The organism is Larkinella ripae (assembly GCF_054780775.1).
This window is the reverse complement of record NZ_BAAGVR010000001.1, coordinates 746403-764792: the sequence shown is the minus strand read 5'-3', so window position 1 is coordinate 764792 and position 18390 is coordinate 746403. Positions and strand designations below refer to the sequence as shown.

13 protein-coding genes are annotated in these 18390 nt (G+C 54.5%); 5 read left to right on the top strand and 8 right to left on the bottom strand.

Going from position 1 to position 18390, the window contains the following annotated elements; translation table 11 throughout:
• Positions 1–6 precede the first annotated feature (6 nt).
• The 3 genes from ACYVHX_RS03205 to ACYVHX_RS03195 form a co-directional block, all read right to left on the bottom strand.
• Positions 7–2301, bottom strand: coding sequence for a LysM peptidoglycan-binding domain-containing protein (locus ACYVHX_RS03205; protein WP_460670145.1), 2295 nt, complete (start codon positions 2299–2301; stop codon positions 7–9).
• 6 nt (positions 2302–2307) lie between these two features.
• Positions 2308–2973, bottom strand: coding sequence for an O-methyltransferase (locus tag ACYVHX_RS03200; RefSeq protein WP_460670144.1), 666 nt, complete (start codon positions 2971–2973; stop codon positions 2308–2310).
• A gap of 144 nt (positions 2974–3117) precedes the next feature.
• On the bottom strand, positions 3118–4365 hold the full coding sequence (locus tag ACYVHX_RS03195; protein ID WP_460670143.1) for a M16 family metallopeptidase: 1248 nt from the start codon (positions 4363–4365) through the stop codon (positions 3118–3120).
• 212 nt (positions 4366–4577) lie between these two features.
• On the opposite strand from ACYVHX_RS03195, the gene ACYVHX_RS03190 reads away from it, so the two are divergent.
• Both ACYVHX_RS03190 and ACYVHX_RS03185 read left to right on the top strand, forming a co-directional pair.
• Complete coding sequence (locus tag ACYVHX_RS03190; protein ID WP_460670142.1) at positions 4578–5576, top strand: glycosyltransferase family 9 protein; 999 nt, start codon at positions 4578–4580, stop codon at positions 5574–5576.
• Between the two features lie 57 nt (positions 5577–5633).
• The gene (locus tag ACYVHX_RS03185; protein WP_460670141.1) at positions 5634–6500 is read left to right on the top strand and encodes a mechanosensitive ion channel family protein; all 867 of its coding nucleotides are present in this window, start codon (positions 5634–5636) and stop codon (positions 6498–6500) included.
• Positions 6501–6509: 9 nt separating this feature from the next.
• On the opposite strand, the gene ACYVHX_RS03180 is transcribed toward ACYVHX_RS03185, so the two are convergent.
• The 3 genes from ACYVHX_RS03180 to ACYVHX_RS03170 form a co-directional block, all read right to left on the bottom strand.
• A complete protein-coding gene (locus ACYVHX_RS03180) occupies positions 6510–7340 on the bottom strand; it encodes a hypothetical protein (protein WP_460670140.1) in 831 nt (276 codons plus the stop codon).
• A gap of 100 nt (positions 7341–7440) precedes the next feature.
• The gene (locus tag ACYVHX_RS03175; RefSeq protein ID WP_460670419.1) at positions 7441–8844 is read right to left on the bottom strand and encodes a tetratricopeptide repeat protein; all 1404 of its coding nucleotides are present in this window, start codon (positions 8842–8844) and stop codon (positions 7441–7443) included.
• 182 nt (positions 8845–9026) lie between these two features.
• Complete coding sequence (locus tag ACYVHX_RS03170; protein WP_460670139.1) at positions 9027–10070, bottom strand: SDR family NAD(P)-dependent oxidoreductase; 1044 nt, start codon at positions 10068–10070, stop codon at positions 9027–9029.
• Positions 10071–10301: 231 nt separating this feature from the next.
• Between ACYVHX_RS03170 and metG the strand changes: the two genes are divergently transcribed.
• Positions 10302–12383, top strand: a complete 2082-nt coding sequence (metG, locus tag ACYVHX_RS03165; protein ID WP_460670138.1) for a methionine--tRNA ligase — start codon at positions 10302–10304, stop codon at positions 12381–12383.
• A gap of 499 nt (positions 12384–12882) precedes the next feature.
• Here the strand turns inward: metG and pth are convergent, their stop codons facing one another.
• Complete coding sequence (gene pth / locus ACYVHX_RS03160; protein ID WP_460670137.1) at positions 12883–13443, bottom strand: aminoacyl-tRNA hydrolase; 561 nt, start codon at positions 13441–13443, stop codon at positions 12883–12885.
• Between the two features lie 116 nt (positions 13444–13559).
• Between pth and pyrR the strand changes: the two genes are divergently transcribed.
• Entirely contained in the window at positions 13560–14099 is a 540-nt protein-coding gene (gene pyrR, locus ACYVHX_RS03155) for a bifunctional pyr operon transcriptional regulator/uracil phosphoribosyltransferase PyrR (RefSeq protein ID WP_460670136.1), read from the top strand.
• 341 nt (positions 14100–14440) lie between these two features.
• Positions 14441–15151, top strand: coding sequence for a head GIN domain-containing protein (locus ACYVHX_RS03150; protein WP_460670135.1), 711 nt, complete (start codon positions 14441–14443; stop codon positions 15149–15151).
• Between the two features lie 95 nt (positions 15152–15246).
• Here ACYVHX_RS03150 and ACYVHX_RS03145 read toward each other — a convergent pair whose 3' ends face one another.
• Positions 15247–18378: an efflux RND transporter permease subunit gene (locus tag ACYVHX_RS03145; RefSeq protein WP_460670134.1), complete on the bottom strand. Its 3132-nt coding sequence runs from the start codon at positions 18376–18378 to the stop codon at positions 15247–15249.
• Positions 18379–18390: the final 12 nt, after the last annotated feature.

Sequence of the window (18390 nt, the reverse complement as noted above, 5' to 3'; positions counted from 1 at the left end):
CCTGGCTTATTTCTTGATAATTTTCAATTGCTGACCCACACTAACACCGCCCGACGAAAGCTGGTTCCAGGTCTGGATCTGTTCGACCGTCACGCCGTACTGTTTTGAAATCCGGAACAGGGTTTCGCCCTTCTGAACCGTGTGATACTCGATCTCTTCGGTCACCAGCGGGTCGTTGGTCGGACGGCTGGACGAACTGACCGACGCGGGTTTAGAGCCATCGCCGGCTCCTTTGATCACCAGCGATTGACCCACCGACAGTTTGTCATTTTGCGTCAGGTTGTTCCATTGCAACAGCTCATCGACCGATACGCTGTACAGCCGGGAAATGCTGTAATACGTTTGCCCCGGTTCTACTTTGTGCGTTAACGAGCGGGCATTGTTCCCCCGGGATGTTGTGGTAGCGGCTGGCGCCGAGCGGGTTACGGGTGCCGATCCTTCCGCCGATGGTTCGGAAACCGGACGTTTGGCGCTGGCCGTGACCGGGGCATTGCTGAAACCCGAATCTGCGGGTTTGCGCTCGGCAGGTCGGTTCGCCGGAGCGGTTGTGTTCCGCATGGGCGTGGCGTCCCAATCCGAGCTGGACGAACTTCCGGAGCCTTCCGGACGAACAATTACGACCCGCTGGGTGGAGCCGGCATTCGGGCTGCTGACGGTGGGCGTACTGGTCGGCGTTGAAACCGGCGGTTTGGTAACGGGGCTGGTGGTGCTCTCCGCCGGGCGGCTGGCGGGTGCGGGCGTCGTCGTGGCCATTCGGGAATCCGGGCTGTTCGAGCTCACGGGCGCGGGCGAATCTTTCGATTCCACTAACTTCGGCGAATACAATTTACGTTCCGACGCGTTGCGCGGAATGCTGTTGGCCGGCCGATCGGCGGCCGTAGACTGACTAACCCGGTTTTCGCTGGGGGCGGTTGTGGACGGAGACGCAATTGGGCGGGATGCGGGAGCCGGTGCCGACGGCGTTTTGATAATTTCCACCGGACGATTGCCCGGACGGCGTTCGCGCAGCCACATCACGCGGCCCACCTGCAAGCGATCCGAGCGGTCGATGCGATTGTAACGCAGGAGTTTTTTCAGCCGGATGCCATACATCTGGGAGATGCTCCGGGCGGTTTCGCCCACCAGAACCGTGTGGTGGGGCACCACCGCTTTCCGCATTTTTTTCGACAGGTAGTACACTTCATTTTCCGTCACTGGATCGCGGTCGCTCATGTCGTTATACCGCAGAAAGCTGGACAGGCTGATCCGGGCTTTGCGGGCCAGCGTCGATGCGTTGTCGCCCGCCAAGGCCTGAATACCGGGCAGCCCGTTGATTTCGTAAAGAACAACATCCGGTTTGCCTTTCGAGTAGTTGACTTTCCGCAAAATCGGAAAACCGGTGTCTTTTTTGGCGTATGCGGGCGCTTTGGCCGGGGTCTGACTGACGAACGGTTTGGCCTGCGCGACCTGCCGCCGAAGAGCCGCCACCTGTTCACCCGTTGCCGGAATGGCCAGCACGTATTCCTTGTCGGATGGAATATCGTCGCCCAGAATCCAGCGGTTGTATTTCCGAATTTCGACTTCGTCGATGCTCAGATCGGCCGATACTTTCGAGACGGTTTTTCCGCTGCCGTAGGGATATTCGACGAGGGCCACGGCATTTGCGCTGCGGTAGGCGGGCAACACGGTTTCAAAGGCTATTTTGTGGGCAAAAAAGCGGAGGATGTAGCGGTCGGTTTTGTCGTTCAGGGTAACTTCCCTGGCGTAAGCCCAGTCCGCCGGAACGATTTTGCTGATGCCGGTGGTGCCGAGGTAGTAGGAAAACAGCGACGAAACCCAGTTGTTGTAAACCGCGTTGTTGCGCTTGAAATAGCGGGCCGCGCCGTGCGTGGAAGCCACAATGCTCTTGCGTTCGTCAACTTCGTCATCGACGCGCATGCCGTGGTCGGTGGCGGTTTCTTTCTTGAACTGCCAGTACCCCACGGCCGTCGAAGCCGAAACCGCATCGGGCGTCAGCGAACTTTCCTGAACCGCCAGATACTTCAGATCGACCGGCACTTCTTCTTCGATCAAAATGGATTCGATGAGCGGAAAATACAACACCACGCGGTCGAGCTTAGCTTCCCAGTATTTTTTGTTGGACTGCACCAGGGCCGTAATATCCTGTTTGATGATGCGCCGGGCGCCGTCGTCAAAACGAACGTCGAGGTCGGCAAAACGGATGGAAGAGGGAACATCGACAGGCGTTTGGGCGCTTCCGGGAGGAAGGAGAGAATAGGAAAAGAAAAGGACTAGGGAGAGAGTCGATAACCTCTTTTTCATACGTTATTAGTGTTTGTAAATCATCATTAATCCATCCCGAACCGGCAGCAAAACCTGCTCAACCCGCGGATCGTCACTTACTTTGCGGTTAAAATCGCGCACGGCCTGGGTGTCTTTATCGGCCCGGCGTTCGGCGGCCGTTTTTCCGGCACCGGCCGGTTTTACCACCTTTCCGCTCCACAGCACATTATCAGCTAAAATGATGCCACCGGTCCGGACTTTGTCGAAAACCAGGTCGTAATACAAACTATAATTTTCTTTGTCGGCATCGATAAAAACCAGATCGAAGGGGCCGTCCAGCGTCGGAATCAAGTCGGGCGCAAAACCGACCCGCAGGTCGATTTTAGAACCAACCGGCGACTGATTCCAGTACGAGCGGGCAAATTCTTCCAGCTCATCGTCTTTTTCGAGGGTGATCAACCGGCCGTCGTCAGTTAGTCCTTCGGCCAGGCAGAGCGCCGAATACCCGGTGAACGTGCCGATTTCGAGAATCCGGCGGGGGCGGAGCATCCGGGAAAGCAGGGCCAGCGTTCGACCCTGCAAGTGCCCCGACAACATGCGCGGATAAAGCATCCGGGCGTGGGTATTCCGGTTAAGCTGGCGCAGTAACTCGCTCTCGGGGGAGGTATGCGCTTCGGAATAGGCTGAAATATCAGGTGGCAAAAAATCCATGCCTGTTTACGGGGGTTGCTTTCGGTCGCTCAACGTGCAACCGGCGGTTTTGTAAAAATACGATTATTCTGTTAACGGGAATGCAACCGTCGTATTTTGTTCGCGGGCCGACGAACCGGATTCAGGTGGAGAAATCACGAGAAATTACGCATCTTCGTCCGGTTCCGGCACGAAAATCAGGTGGCTCAGGCGGTTTTCTTCAAACATATCGTGCGCCAGCTCCTGCAACAAACCGGCATCGACCTGGCGGATTTCCCGGAAAATTTCGTCCAGCGAATCCAGTTTGCCCGTGTCCAGAATGCTTTTGGCCATCGTGAGCATCAAACTCTGGTTGCTTTCTTCCGACATCGCCAGTTGCCCCATCAACTGTTCCTTGGTGTTGTGAAGTTGAAGTTTCGTGAGCGGTTTTTCGCGCAAGGCTTTCATCTCCCGGCTAATCAGCGTGATGCTGCGGTCGAGGTGTTTCTGGTCGGTGCCGAAGTAAATTCCCAGAAAACCGGTGTCCAGAAAGGGCGTGTAACTGGCTTCGATGGAGTAGACCAAACCGTATTTCTCGCGCAGGTTCATGTTCAGCCGGGAGTTCATGCCGGGGCCGCCGAGCAGGTTCGTCAGCATGAAAAACGGCAGCCGGCGCGCGTCGGTCAGGGCGTACGACGGGCGGCCAATGGCGCATTGCGCCTGCGTAATGGGCCGTTCGACGGTCAGCCGTTGCGGTTCGTAATGTTCGGGTGCCAGTCGTTTCCGTTCGGTGATCCGGTGCGGAATGTCGCTGAGGTACTTGGTGGCAATTTTTTTTATTTTGCTGAACGGCCAGTTGCTGACCGACGCAAACACGACGCGCTCGGTGTCCAGGTTTTCGCCAATAAACTGCTGAAGCTGTTCGCGCGTAAACGAGCGGACGGTTTCGGGCGTGCCGAGGATGTTGCCGCCCAGCGGGTGATTTTTGAACACCACCTGATCGAAATCGTCCTGCAGCGCATCTTCGGGCGAGTCGTAATACATCGCCATTTCTTCCAGAATCACGCTGCGTTCTTTCTCGATCTGCTTTTCGGGAAAAACCGAGTGGAAGGCAATGTCGGCCAGCAGTTCGGTCGCTTTTTCAAAGTGCAGGCCCAGCACCGACGCGTGAAAGCAGACTTTTTCCTTGGTCGTGTAGGCGTTCAGTTCGCCCCCGACGGTTTCGAGCCGGTTGATGATGTGAAAGGATTTGCGCTTTTTGGTGCCCTTGAACGCCATGTGTTCCCAGAAGTGGGCCAGGCCTTCCTGCTGCGGTAATTCGTCGCGGCTCCCGATGTCGAGCATGATGCCACAATGAGCAATCTGGGTATGCGGTACTTGTTTATGAACAATCCGGATTCCGTTCGGTAAAGTATAGAGTTCGTATTCTTCCATTCGTTTTCAACCCCGTTTTGAAGCGCAGGGTCAGCTTACCATCCGGCCGGTTTGGGGTTTTTGCGGTACGGAGTTGCAGGTATAAAATTAAGAACTAAATTTAGTCAAAGAAAATTCATGATCCGGTAACGAAGAAGCAATCGGTGGCCAGTTTATCGATTTGAACGAACGATAAACTTGTTTCCCTGCGCCGTGTTCCCGAAACTTGCCCAATGAACCACCCGCAACGGTTTTTGATTATCCAAACCGCTTTCATCGGCGATGTCATTCTGGCGACTTCGCTGGTGGAAAAACTCCATTCCCATTTTCCGGATGCCAACATCGACTTTTTGCTCCGGAAAGGCAACGAAGGCCTGCTGAAAAATCACCCGCATCTGAACGAGGTGCTGATCTGGGATAAGAAAAACGGTAAGTACCGCGATCTGCTCCGGTTGCTGCGCCTGATCCGCCCGCGCCGGTACGACAAAATTATTAACCTGCAACGGTTTGGGGCAACGGGATTGCTGACGGCTTTGTCGCAGGCTACGGAAACCGCCGGGTTTAGCAAAAACCCTTTCTCCCGGTTTTTTACGCACCGCGTCGAGCACCGAATCGCGCCGGATATTCACGAAACGGACCGAAACACGGAGCTGGTTAGCTGGTTTACGAACCGATCCGTGTTCCGGCCCCGGCTGTATCCGTCGGCCGGCGATGTCGAGCAGGTAAAACCGTATCAGCGCGGGCCCTACATTTGTCTGGCACCTACCTCGGTCTGGTTTACCAAGCAGTACCCGGAAGACAAATGGATTGAGTTTTTGCAACAAATACCGGCTCATTTGACGGTTTATCTGCTCGGCGCTCCCCAGGATCGGGAAGCCATCGAGCGGATTCGGCGGGGCGTGGGAAGCCAGCAACTGGTGAATCTGGCCGGGGAGCTGTCGTTGCTGGCGTCGGCGGCTTTGATGGAAGGGGCCGACATGAATTACGTCAACGATTCCGCCCCGCTGCACCTGGCGTCGGCGGTTAATGCCCCAACGACGGCTATTTTCTGCTCCACCGTGCCGCAGTTTGGTTTTGGTCCGCTGGCCGACGATTCGCACCGGGTCGAAATTGAGGAAATCCTTGACTGCCGTCCCTGCGGTTTACACGGACGAAAGGCGTGTCCGTTGGGTCATTTTCAGTGTGCTTACGGGATTCGGGCGGAGCAGTTGACGGCCCGGCTCCGGTCTTAGCCGGCAAATCCAGAGTCGCGCCGGCAATGCTGTAATTCTACTATCCTTAATTAGTGTATGTTCAACCTGCGGGAAGTCGCGCAACTGATCTTCGGACGGCTGGAAGGCTGGGGCAAAACCGCCCTGGTGCTGATGCCGAATCTGGTGGTGGCGCTGCTGGTCATTGTTCTCTTTAATTTTATTTCCCGCTATTTCCGGCGGCTGGTGGTGCGCGGTTTCGACCGTTTCAGCGATAACCTGTCGCTCATCAACCTGACCGGAACGGTGGCACAGTTGCTCATGATGACCCTCGGGTTATTCATTGCGCTGGACATCCTGGGGCTGGAAAAAACCGTGGCTTCGCTGCTGGCCGGAGCGGGGGTGCTGGCCCTGGCCATCGGTTTTGCCTTTCAGGATCTGACCGCCAATTTTATTTCGGGAACGATTATTGCGCTTCAGCGGCCGATTCAGGTGGGCGACGTGGTGGACACCAACGGTTTTCAGGGCCGGGTGGTTAGTATCAAGCTGCGGTCCATTGTGCTGGACAACGGCGCCGGGCAAACCATCGAGATTCCGAGCAAAGACGTTTTTCAGAAACCGATCATCAATTTTTCGCGCTCGGGGGGCCGGCGCATCGAGTTCGCAGCGGGCGTTTCGCACCTCGACGACTTGGACAAGGCGCAGCAGGTGGCCATCAGCGCCGTCAGAAACCTGCCGTTTATCCGGAAAGACAAACCCGTGGAGATGCACTACAAAGGCGTTTCGCTGGAAATGGTTCAGTTTCTGGTCTGGTTCTGGATTGATCCGGCCAAAGCCGATGCCGCCAAATCGTTGAGCGAAGCCATCAAGGCCGTCAAAAAAGCGTTCGACGAAAACGAGGTGCTGATGGTGTTTCCCGCGCACACCTACGACCTGAAAAAGCGGGCGCAGCATCCGGCGGAATGACCACCGGTTTTAGTAGGTTTCGTATTCGTACTGCTCCAGCACCGTCGCGTTTTCGGCCTGTACCCGTCTGACCGGCAGGTTGTTGTCGTATACGTACCGGTATTCATTGACGAACGGTTTGGTTTGTTTGCCGGCTTCGGTCAGGTAGGTGGTAGCCCGGACGCAATTGTTTTTCGACCAACTCGCCTGATCGAAAATCGGGTAATCGGGCAGGCGGTACGGATTGGGCTTGTTGTCGTATTCGTACACAATCCGGCGGGTCTGGGACGTTGCGGCCGCGTGGCGTTGCAGCGGAACGGTGGTCACGGTTTCTTCGGCCAGATTGCCCTGGGCGTTGTATTGGTACTTATGGTTGGTCAGGTTAATGGGCGAATTGGCAGTTTCGCCCCGAATCGCGTAGGTATAGCGCTGACGGCCTACGATCTGCCCGGCCGCGTTGTAGGTCAGGGAGTCTGAATAAAAAAGCGATTTGTCGGGCTGGGCCGACGAACTTCCTTTGCGCAGAACGTACCGTTCTTTCGAGTTCAGGCGGCCCTCGCGGCTGTAGTTGTACTGCTCCGAGTAGCCGTAATTCCAGGGCGCTTCGGGGTGCTCATACTGCATCGAATACACTTTCAGCTTACCCGTTGTGGCAAACTGGTGCTGAATCTGGCTCAACGGAGACTGGTCGCGGGTAAATTCTTCTTTCGTGACCTTTCCTTTCACGTCGTAAAAAAACTGCCGGATGCTGCCGTCGGTGTAGGTAATTCGCTTGAGCCGGTTTTGGGCCAGGGTGGGAGAGGAGGAGGTAAGACCGATCAAAAGGCTGAAAAAGAGGATCGAACAAAACGTTTTCTGCATAACGCTGGACGGTGGCTTGATAGTTTAGGAGAATAGTGCAAAAACTATGCCCGTAAAAAAAGCCGCTCAGTTCGAGCGGCTTTGGGCAGTAATTTCAAGCTTAATTTTTGCGGTATTGCTCGATAATCTTGTAGAGCGCTTTCTGTTTTTCCAGCTCCGGAAAGAAGTCGAACAACTGAACGTGCAGGTCGTAATTGAGCGTCAGGGCGGCTTCCAGGCTGACCAGAGCCTCGCGGTACATCCCGCCGTGAATCAGGTAAATAACCGCCCGGTAATACAGGTCGGCTTCCTGCGGCAGTTCCTCGATGCCCATCTCGATGATCTCGTGGGCCCGGCCAAAATCGCCCTGATCGAACAGCACCAGCGACCATTGCAGGTACACATCGATGTTGGTCGGATCGGCCTCGACGGCTTTTTCAAACGCTTCCAGACTCGAAACGCCGTTGCCCAGTTTGTATTCGGTTTCGGCCAGCGCCAGCCAGTATTCGGCGTTCTTTTCGTTGAGTTTCAGGGCTTTCCGCAAAAACGGAATGGACTCGTGCCATTTGCCCAATTCGCTCAGGCACACGCCGATGCCGTAATAGCCCTCGTCCCACAGGTTGTCCAGCCGGACGGCCTCGCGGTACCGCGTGATGGCTTCGCCGAAGCGGTTTTGTTTCTCCAGGCTCGCGCCCAGGTAGCAATACGTTTCGGGCGTCGCTTCTTCAAACTTCAACGTGTTCCGGTACGCTTCTTCCGCCTTGGCAAACTCGTTCAAATTCATGTACGTATTGCCCAGGTTGAAATACGCCGACGCAAAATCTTCCTTGATAATCGTCGCGTAGTCGTAGGCTTCGGCGGCTTCCTTGTAGCGATTCAGTTTGCTGTAGGCAATTCCGATGTTATACCAGGCATTGTGCGAATACGGGTCGCGGTCGATCAATTGCTGGTAATAATCCAGGCTGTTTTCCAGTTCGCCAATCAGATCCAGGCAAAACGCCAGTTCGTAAAGCGAATTCTCGTTGTTGATGTTGTGGTTGATCGATCGTTTGTAGTTCTCGATAGCCTCTTCGTATTTTCCCCAATTCTGGTAAGTCTGCCCGATCTGAAAATAAATGTCGTCCTTTTCGTCGGCGGTTTCCAGCAAATCACTCAGGATTTCGACGGATTGTTCGTAATTACCGGCCAGGTTGCTGATGGTTCCCTGCATATACTGAATATCCGGGTCACTGGGATTGTAAAGGGCGGCTCGATCAAGAAGGGTCAGGGCCTGTTCAAATTTGCCGTTGGTGGCCAGGAGCTGCGCCTTATCCAACATCAATTCCAGCGAGTAGGGGAAATTGCCGAGTCCGGCTTCACAGGCTTTCATGGCTTTTTCCAGATCGCCCTCTTCCATATAATGCTCGACCATCTGTTCATAAACATCCAGGTCGAAAAATTGGGTTTCTGTGCCTCCCAGCATACTTTCAAACCGCTGTAATGAGGCCTTTATTTCGCTTTCTCTTTCCTCAAACTCTTGCTCCATATTCACATCGTACAGGGGTTACGTATATACTATACACCACTCTCGGGCGTGGAAATGTAGTAGAAATATACAACTAATAATCTATTTCGCAAGTATTCCGGCAAAAAATGTACCCACTGGTTTTGGGCCTTTTTGGGCGGGAATTGGCGATCAGGATTTTAACAAATTTACACCGCCAAAGCCTACGCGGCCCGGCCGTGGGTACGATTGAAGAACATACAAATTCGCTGAATCGTTTCGTCGATATTCCGGTACCGGAACGGCAGCGCCTTTTCAATCTTCCGACCGTCGTAGCGGTACGACCCGGAAGCCGAGCGGGCGGTTTCACGGGTGATCAGCGGGGCCTTCCCGGTGAACCAGGAGCGGACGGCTTCGAGCGGCCACAGCAACCGGGTCAGCCCGGGCGAAACCCGAAAAGACGGTTTTTTTCGGCCGAATGCCCCCGCCAGTTTGTCCAGAAATTCCTTGTACGGCAGACTGACGGCACTCAGAATAAACCGTTCGGCGGTAATCGGACTTTGCATCAGTTGAAAAACCGCTTCGGCCACATCCTGCACATCCACCAGGTTTACAATGCCGGCGGGGTAGAACGGTTTTTCGTCGTAGGCATACTTGAACAGTTGCGTGCTGCTGCGCGTCCAGTCGCCCTCGCCCAGCACCAGCGACGGATTGACCAGCACGGCGTCCAGCCCTTCGGCAATGCCGCGCCAGACTTCCAGCTCCGCCCGGTATTTGGTCTGGCCGTAAAATGAATTCTGGGGCGATTCTTCCCAGCGCTGTTCTTCGTCGATCACAACGGGCGAGTGGTCGCTGTCGCCTTTGATCGTCGGTCGGCCCACGGCTGCCACCGAACTCACGTAGCCCAGTTTCCGGACGCCCTTCGCCAGGCAGACGTTGACCACGTTGGCCGTTCCTTCGACGTTTACCTTGTTCATGCGGTTGCGGTCTTTCGGCTGGTAGGAAACAATAGCGGCCACGTGCACCACGTCCACCACGCCGTTTTTCTGAACGGTTTGAATGGCTTCTTCCAGGGCCGGGATGTCGAGAATGTCGCCTTCGAGCCAGGTGACCCGGTTTTTAAGGTCATCCAGCAGCTGGAGATCGCTGTCGGCCCGGCGCAGGGCGGCCACGTTCCGGCCCGCGTCGAGGTACCGCCGGACGATGTGGCTGCCAATCAGGCCGTTGGCGCCGGTGATGAGGGTGATATCAGGTCGTGAGGAAGTCATTCAGAAGATTTCAACCCTGTTCAGGAAATTATTCGTGCTTTCCATGTTGTTATCCATAACCGGCCCGTTGTCGAGCATTTTTGTAAACATAACAACGTTTAGAGCCGATTTGCTAATTTCGCGCCAAAATTAGGTGTTCAGGAATACGATTTGCCGGTTCTGTTTATCCTGACTGCAAACCGAAACGGCGGCCCGGCAAAAACCGTTTACCAAAACCGTAAACCGACGATCATGTCACTAGAAAACCCGCAACGCTATACCGTCACGGCGGCCCTGATTTACGCCAACGGCCCGATTCACATCGGACACATCGCCGGTTGTTACCTGCCCGCCGATATTTACGTGCGTTACCTCCGGGCAACGGGCAAGGACGTGGCCTTCATCAGCGGTACCGACGAACACGGCGTCCCGATCACCATCCGGGCTCAGAAAGAAGGCATTACTCCGCAGCAGGTGGTGGATAAATATTACGTGCAGATCAAGCGGTCGTTTGAAGAGTTCGGCATTTCGTTCGATATGTACTCGCGAACCTCGAAACCAATTCACCATGAGACGTCGCGGGAGTTTTTCACGAGTTTGTATAATTCCGGCGATTTTACGGAAGAAGTGACGGAACAGTATTACGACGAAACCGCCAAGCAATTTCTGGCCGACCGCTACATTGTGGGCGTATGCCCGGTTTGCGGCAACGAAAATGCCTACGGTGACCAGTGCGAACGCTGCGGCTCGACGCTCAGCCCGACCGAGTTGAAAGAACCGCTCCGTTCGATGCTGTCGGGTGCCAAGCCGGTTTTGAAAGCCACCAAAAACTGGTATCTGCCCCTCGACCGGATGCAGCCGCGCATCGAAGAATACATCAACGCCCATCCCGAATGGAAAACCAACGTGATGGGTCAGTGCCAGTCGTGGCTGAAAGAAGGGCTGCGACCCCGCGCCATGACCCGTGACCTCGACTGGGGCATCCGGGTGCCGCTGCCCGATACGGAAGGCAAGGTGCTGTACGTCTGGTTCGATGCGCCGATCGGGTACATTTCGATGACGAAGGAATGGGCCGAACAGCAGGGCCGCGACTGGGAACTGTACTGGCGCGACAAGGACACGAAACTGGTGCATTTCATCGGAAAGGACAACATTGTGTTTCACTGCATCATCTTCCCGGCGATGCTGATGCACGAAGGCTCCTACATTCTGGCCGATAACGTGCCCGCCAACGAGTTTATGAATCTGGAGGGCGACAAAATTTCGACTTCGCGGAACTGGGCGGTCTGGCTGCACGAATACCTGGAAGAATTGCCGGGTAAACAGGATGTGCTGCGCTACGTGCTGGCGGCCAATGCGCCCGAAACCAAGGACAGCGAGTTTACGTGGAAGGATTTTCAGACCCGCAACAACAGCGAACTGGTTGGGGTGTTTGGTAATTTTGTGAACCGGGCGATGGTGCTGACGCAGAAGTTCTGCGAGGGGAAAGTGCCGGCCAAACACGGTTTGACCGAAACCGATCAGGCGGTGCTGGACGAACTGGCGCAGTTTCCGGACCGCATCGGGCAGGCCATCGAGCAATACCGGTTTCGCGAAGCCCTGAATCATTTGCTGGATCTGGCCCGGTTGGGTAACAAATACCTGGCCGAAACCGAACCGTGGAAAGTGGCCAAAACCGATGCGCTGCGCGTCCATACGATTCTGAATATTGCCCTGCAGATTTCGGCCAGTCTCAGCGTTGTCTGCGAACCCTTCCTGCCGTTTACGGCGGAGAAATTGCGGAAATTGCTGAACGCCAATCAGATTACACCCGAGGACGCCACGGGCTCGGCCTTCCACTGGATCAACGCGGGAAAACCGGACCTGTTGCCCCAGGGACACGAGCTGGGCGAAGCGGTTTTGCTGTTCGAGAAGCTGGAGGATGAGGTCATTACTGGACAAATTACTAAACTGCACGACGCCAAACGCATGAACGAGCTGGCCGTTAAAACCGTACCGGAAGCTAAACCGGTGATTCAATACGACGATTTTGCGAAAATGGACATTCGCATCGGAACCATTCTGGAAGCCGAGCGGGTGCCGAAGAGCGATAAACTGCTGAAACTGAAGGTGGACGATGGAACCGGCCCGCGCCAGATTCTGAGCGGGATTGCAAAGCATTTTGAGCCCGAAAAACTCATTGGTACGCAGGTGACGTTTCTGGCGAACCTGGCTCCCCGCAAAATGATGGGCCTCGAATCGCAGGGCATGATTCTGATGGCTGAAGACCGCGACGGCAGCCTCGCCCTGATCAGCCCGGACAAGGCGGTTTGGAATGGCGGAACGGTAAGTTAAAAGAAGGGCGGAGGGAACGAGAGGAAAAAGGGATTACCCTCGTCCTTTCGTTCCCTCCGCCCTTTCTCCTTTTTCTAAAAAGATAAAGCCTCCCGATCACTGCGAGAGGCTTTATACTGACTATTCCTAAACCCTTAACCTTTTCTTCTTTAAGATCTTACCTTCTGTTTTTTCGTGTCAACTGTCCTTAAGACGTAACCGGTTTTCAGAAGTAACGAACCAAAATCAGAATTTTCTAAACTAACTGATAATTTCCTGATTTTGTTCAATTGTTCTGCTGTTGAAGAACAATGCAAATATCGCAATAAATTTTAAGAGTACAAATTTTATTTTTAAATTATATATGAAGCTTGTGCGGTTATGGTATTGATTTGTAGAAGGTTATAATGCCTTCTGTGTGCCGTTTTGGCGGTATTTTAAAACAAAATACTACAATTTGCACAATTTTGCCAAAGGAAATTTTTATTTGGCAAACTGAAAAAATCTTTAAATAATTCTATTATTGGTTGAAAAAATTCATCGTGTGCTGTAAGCCAGAAGTGCAAAAACTGAGGGTAGCGTCGCCCGCCCGGTCGAGATGCTGCGGCAATTGCTCCATTTCTTCGTTTGGGAAGGTGCCCAGAACAAAATCAACCTGCCGGCCTTTCGAAAAATCATTGCCAATACCAAACCGCAACCGGGCGTACTCCTGAGTGCCCAGCACGTCGTCGATGCTCCGCAGTCCGTTGTGACCTCCCGCCGAGCCTTTGGGTTTCAGGCGCAGTTTACCAAATGGCAGGTCTTTATCATCGGTTATAACCAGAAAATTTTCGATGGGGACATTGAATTGCTTTAAATACGAGCTAACGGCCCGCCCACTCAGGTTCATGTACGTGGTGGGTTTGATCAGGTAGATGATTTTTCCTTTGTGACGCCATTCCGCGGTGTAAGCCAGCCGGTTCAGGGAAAACGAAAAACCGTGTTGAGCCGCCAGGCGATCCACCACCATAAAACCGGCGTTGTGACGAGTCAGCGCATATTCCGGGCCAATGTTGCCGAGCCCGGCGATTAGAAATTTCATAGAGATCGTTTTGAGTTGTCTGTCGATCATTACCGCTCGCAAAGTTCGCAGAAACAAATCAACAAAAAACATTCTCCGAAAACCGAAAACTGAAAACCGCCCCTTATCTTTCGTTCATGAATCAAAAACGCCTTATTCTCGCCAGCCCGTTGCTGGAGATCGTAATCAGTCGCTTGTGTCAGGAACTGATTGAGAATCACCAGGATTTTACGGATACAGTGGTATTAGGGATGCAGCCGCGGGGGATTTATTTTGCGAAACGGGTGGTGGCTGAGCTCAATCAGACCCTGCAGAAAGAAATTCCACTGGGCTTTTTGGATGCCACCTTTTACCGGGATGATTTTCGTCGGCGCGAAATGCCTTTGCGCCCCAACAATACGTATGTGCCCTTCCTGATTGAAAATAAAAAGGTGATTCTGGTTGATGATGTGATTGCCACGGGCCGGATGGTCCGGGCGGCCATGGACGCCATGACGGCTTTCGGACGCCCGCAGTCGGTGGAATTGCTGGTGCTGGTCGATCGGCGCTACAACCGGGATTTGCCCATTAAGCCGGATTACATCGGCAAGCGGGTCAACACGCTGGAGTCGCAGCGCGTCCTGGTCGAGTGGACCGAACAGGGTACCGAAACCGACCGGATCTGGCTGATGGAATAAACGCTGGCCGGCCCGTTGAACCCGCCAGGGCCCTGGCCAGAGCGCAGGGATCGCTCAAGTCTATTTTCCTGATTCAGAGTGACTTTCCGGCTGGGGTTTCGTCCTACTGAGGACTGAGGCAACAGAGGAGGTTGCCCGCCAGGAGTACATACACGTTAATGGTTCAAACCGGCTACCCTGTGGCCGGTTTGTTTTTTGAAATCAAACCACACACTAGTCTCCACAAATCCGCCGGTTTTTCATTTTCGGAAAAAAGTTGAAACCGGCGTAGGGGTGCGGTTTGGTACGCGGGTCATAGCAGCATCAAACAACAGATACAGTCACAACTTGCTATGACAGCCATGAAAATTACCTCCATTCTTTCCGCCTTTTTGATTTTTGCCCTGGTCGCACTCTCTTCCTGCGACTTTGAGCGGGTTGGTCCCTACGAAGAAGACGAACGATCGTACGGCCTGACCAACTTCGACCGGCTCGACATGGGCAGCGCTTTCACGGTCATCGTTGAAGAGGGCGGTACCTTCAGCGTTGAAGCCCGCGGAAACCGCCGGGATCTGGACGATCTGGATATTTACACCCGCAACGGAACGCTCTACGCCAAATACCGCAACAACCTGCGGAGCCGCCGGTACGACATGAACATCACCATCACGATGCCAACGCTCCGTGCCGTCGATTTTTCCGGGGCTTCCCGCTCCGAAGTGGTTGGATTTCAGGGCCTGCGCGAACTGGATATTAAGCTCTCGGGTGCTTCGCGTTCGACGTTTGATGTCGACGCCGACCGCACGAACCTTGATTTGTCGGGTGCCTCGGATCTGGATCTGAAAGGAGCCAGCGGATGGCTGTACGGCGATTTGTCCGGCGCCAGCAGACTGGAAGCGTACGAATACGCCGTCGCTGAAGCCGAGCTGGATTTGTCGGGCGCCAGCACGGCTCGCGTGCGCGTAACGAAACGACTCGATGTGAACGCCAGTGGCGCCAGCAGCGTGCGCTACCGGGGCGCTCCCGAACTGAAATCCCGGCTGTCGGGGTCCAGCACCGTTCGGCAGGATTAGGGAAACCAGCAAAAGAAGGGCGAAAATGGCCTCCCTTCCAACAAAAAAGGAGCACTTTCAAGTGCTCCTTTTTTAATACAACCAGTGCAGGACGATTAATCAATCGCCTGGGCAACTTCCAGTTCCTGCGGTTTTTTCGGTGTTACCTTTTTGCCGGAAAACCGGGCGATCAGGCGATCCACCACCAGATAGGTTGCAGGCACTACCAGCAGCGTCAACAGCAGGGAAGACGTCAGACCGCCGATGATGACCCAGGCCATCCCGTTTTTGGTTTCGGCCCCGGCTCCACTCGCCAGCGCGATTGGCAGCATCCCCAGAATCATCGCCAGCGTCGTCATCAAAATCGGGCGCAGACGTTCTTTCCCGGCTTCGATCAGGGCGTGAATCACATCGTGTCCTTCGGCTTTCAACTGGTTGGCAAAGTCAACGATCAGGATGGCGTTTTTAGCCACCAGACCCAGCAGCATAATCATCCCGACAATCGAGAAAACCGTCAGGCTTTCCATCGTCAGCGCCAGCGCCAGCAAGGCACCAACCAGCGCCACCGGAATCGAGAACAAAACGACGAACGGATACACCACGCTTTCATACAGCGCCACCATGATGAAGTAAACCAGCAGAATGGCGATTCCCAGCGCCAGACCCAGGCTGCCAAAGGCGTCGGACTGCTGTTGCAACTGACCCAGGTACTGGACAGACACGCCTTCCGGCAGTTTCACCTTCGCCATCTTGGTCTGGATATCCGTACCCACGGTACCCACCGGACGGCCCACTACCTGCGCGTTGACCGTTACGGACGAAAGCCGGTCGATCCGCTCCAGCACGCTTTCACCGATTTGCTCCTGTACCTGAGCGAACTGCGAAAGTTCGAACGTTTTGCCCTGGCTGTTAACAAACGTCAGGCGGCTGATGTCGTTGGCGTTCGTGCGGTCGAAACGGTCCAGACTAATCAGGATATCGTATTCATTACCGCCCTGTTTGAATTTCGACTGGTCGTTCCCCCGGAAAGCATTTTGCAGGGCCAGTCCCACATCGGACGCATTGATGCCGAGCTGGGCCATTTTCTCCCGATCAAGATTCACGGTTACTTCCGGTTTCGGATCTTTTACCGAATACTTCACGTCCTGGGTTCCCGGTACGGATTTGGTGACGTTCAACACGGTCGCAGCCGCTTCCCGAATCGATTTCAGGTTGGTTCCTTTCACCGCAATCTGGATCGGCGCCTGTGATGCGCCCACAATCCCGACCGGGCTCACCGTTACTTTCACGCCCGGAATCTGGCCGACTTCCCGCTTCAGCAACTGACCAAATTCTTCCGTCGAAAGCGTCCGCTGTTTTTTATCCACCAGCTTCACGTTCAGGTCGGCAATGTTGCTGTTCGAAGAGGTAGCAATCCCGCTGCTGGTATACCCGACGTTGGTAAAAACGTTGGTGACTTCAGCGTGCTTCATAATAATCTGCTCCGCCTGTTGCGCGACGGCGTTCGTTTGGTAAATCGAAGCAGTAGGGGCCAATTCCAGGTTGACGGCCATTTCGCCCTGGTCGCTCTGCGGCATGAACGCGCCACCGATAAAACCGGCCGGAACCAGCGCAATGGAGCCAACTAACAAAGCAATCACGGACAGGAAAATATACCGTTTGTGACCCAGCACCCACACCAGAATACTGCCGTAGGCTTCCGTGATGCGGTTCAGCAGGTTTTCAAAACCAAGGTTCAGACGGCCCCAGAGTGATTTTTTGCTCAACACCTCAATTTTGCCGAAGCGCGAAGCCAGCAGGGGCGTCAGCGTAAACGACACCAGCAAGCTCATCAGGGTCGAGAAAACCACCACGAGGGCAAACTCCCGCAGAATGTTCCCGATCAAACCGCCGGTCATGGCCAGCGGCACGAAAACCACCACGTCCACCAGCGTAATCGCCAGGGCCGTGAAGCCAATTTCGCTCCGGCCATCCAGAGCCGCCGTGCGCTTGTCTTTCCCCATTTCGAGGTGCCGGTTGATGTTTTCCAGGACCACAATCGAGTCATCGACCAGAATACCGACCACCAGCGAAAGCGCCATCAACGTCATCAGGTTCAGCGAAAAGCCCATCAGGTACATCAGCGCAAACGTCGGAATCATCGACGAAGGCAGCGCCACCAGCACGAACATGGCCGAGCGGAAACTGTGCAAAAACAGCAGCATCACCACCGACACGATCAGGATCGCCAGCCCCATATCGAACACGACGGCATCGGCCGATGCCAGCGTGTAAACCGACTGGTCAGAAGCAATGTTGAATTTCAGCTTGACGTTGCTGTACTGCTTTTCAAGCTGCTTCATCCGGACCTGTGCCAATTGGCTGACCGACACGGCGTTGGCATCCGATTGCTTCTGGATCTGCAAACCGATGGACGGTTGGGCATTGATGTGGTTGATGGCCGTCGGTTTCGTGGTGGCATCTACCACTTCGGCTACATCTTTCAGTTGAATCTCACTGCCGTTCGTCCGGCGGGCAACGATCAGGTTCCGCAGCCGGTTGGTGGTTTCCACCGAAGCATCAAACCGGATCGAAAGCTGCGATTCCCGCGTTTCGAGCTGACCCGCCGGGTAGCTGGTGTTGGCGGCTGCAATGGCCTGCGATACCTGTCCGATTGATAAACCGTACCCCCGGAGTTTTTCCTGATTGATGTTGACCTGAATTTCCCGTTCGTTGCCACCAATCACGTTCACCTGTCCCACGCCCGATACGTTCGAAAGCTGCGGTTTGATGTCATCATCGATCAAATCATAGAGTTTCGTCGGCGACATATCGGCCGTGACCCCCATCCGCAAAACCGGTATTTCGTCGGTCGAGAATTTATTCAGAATCGGACGGTCGGCTTCGTCGGGCAACAGGTTGACAATCTGCTCTACTTTCCGTTGGGCATCCTGTTGGGCCAGGGTCGTGCTGACGCCGTTTTTCAACTGAATGATCACGATGGAAGCGCCTTCCTGCGAGGTTGACGTCATGCGGTCCAGACCTTCCAGCGACGACAGGGCGTCTTCGATGCGTTTGGTGACGTTGGTTTCTACTTCGTCGGCCGACGCGCCCCGGTAGGTCGTTGCCACGCTGATGACGTTGGCTTCAAACTTTGGCAATAAATTGTACGACAACTGCTTGTAACTCAGCGCACCGAACAGAATCAGGACGATGAAAACCGTGAGGACCAGCAGCGGTCTTTTAACGGCTATTTCGGATATTGACATAATTGGAAAGAG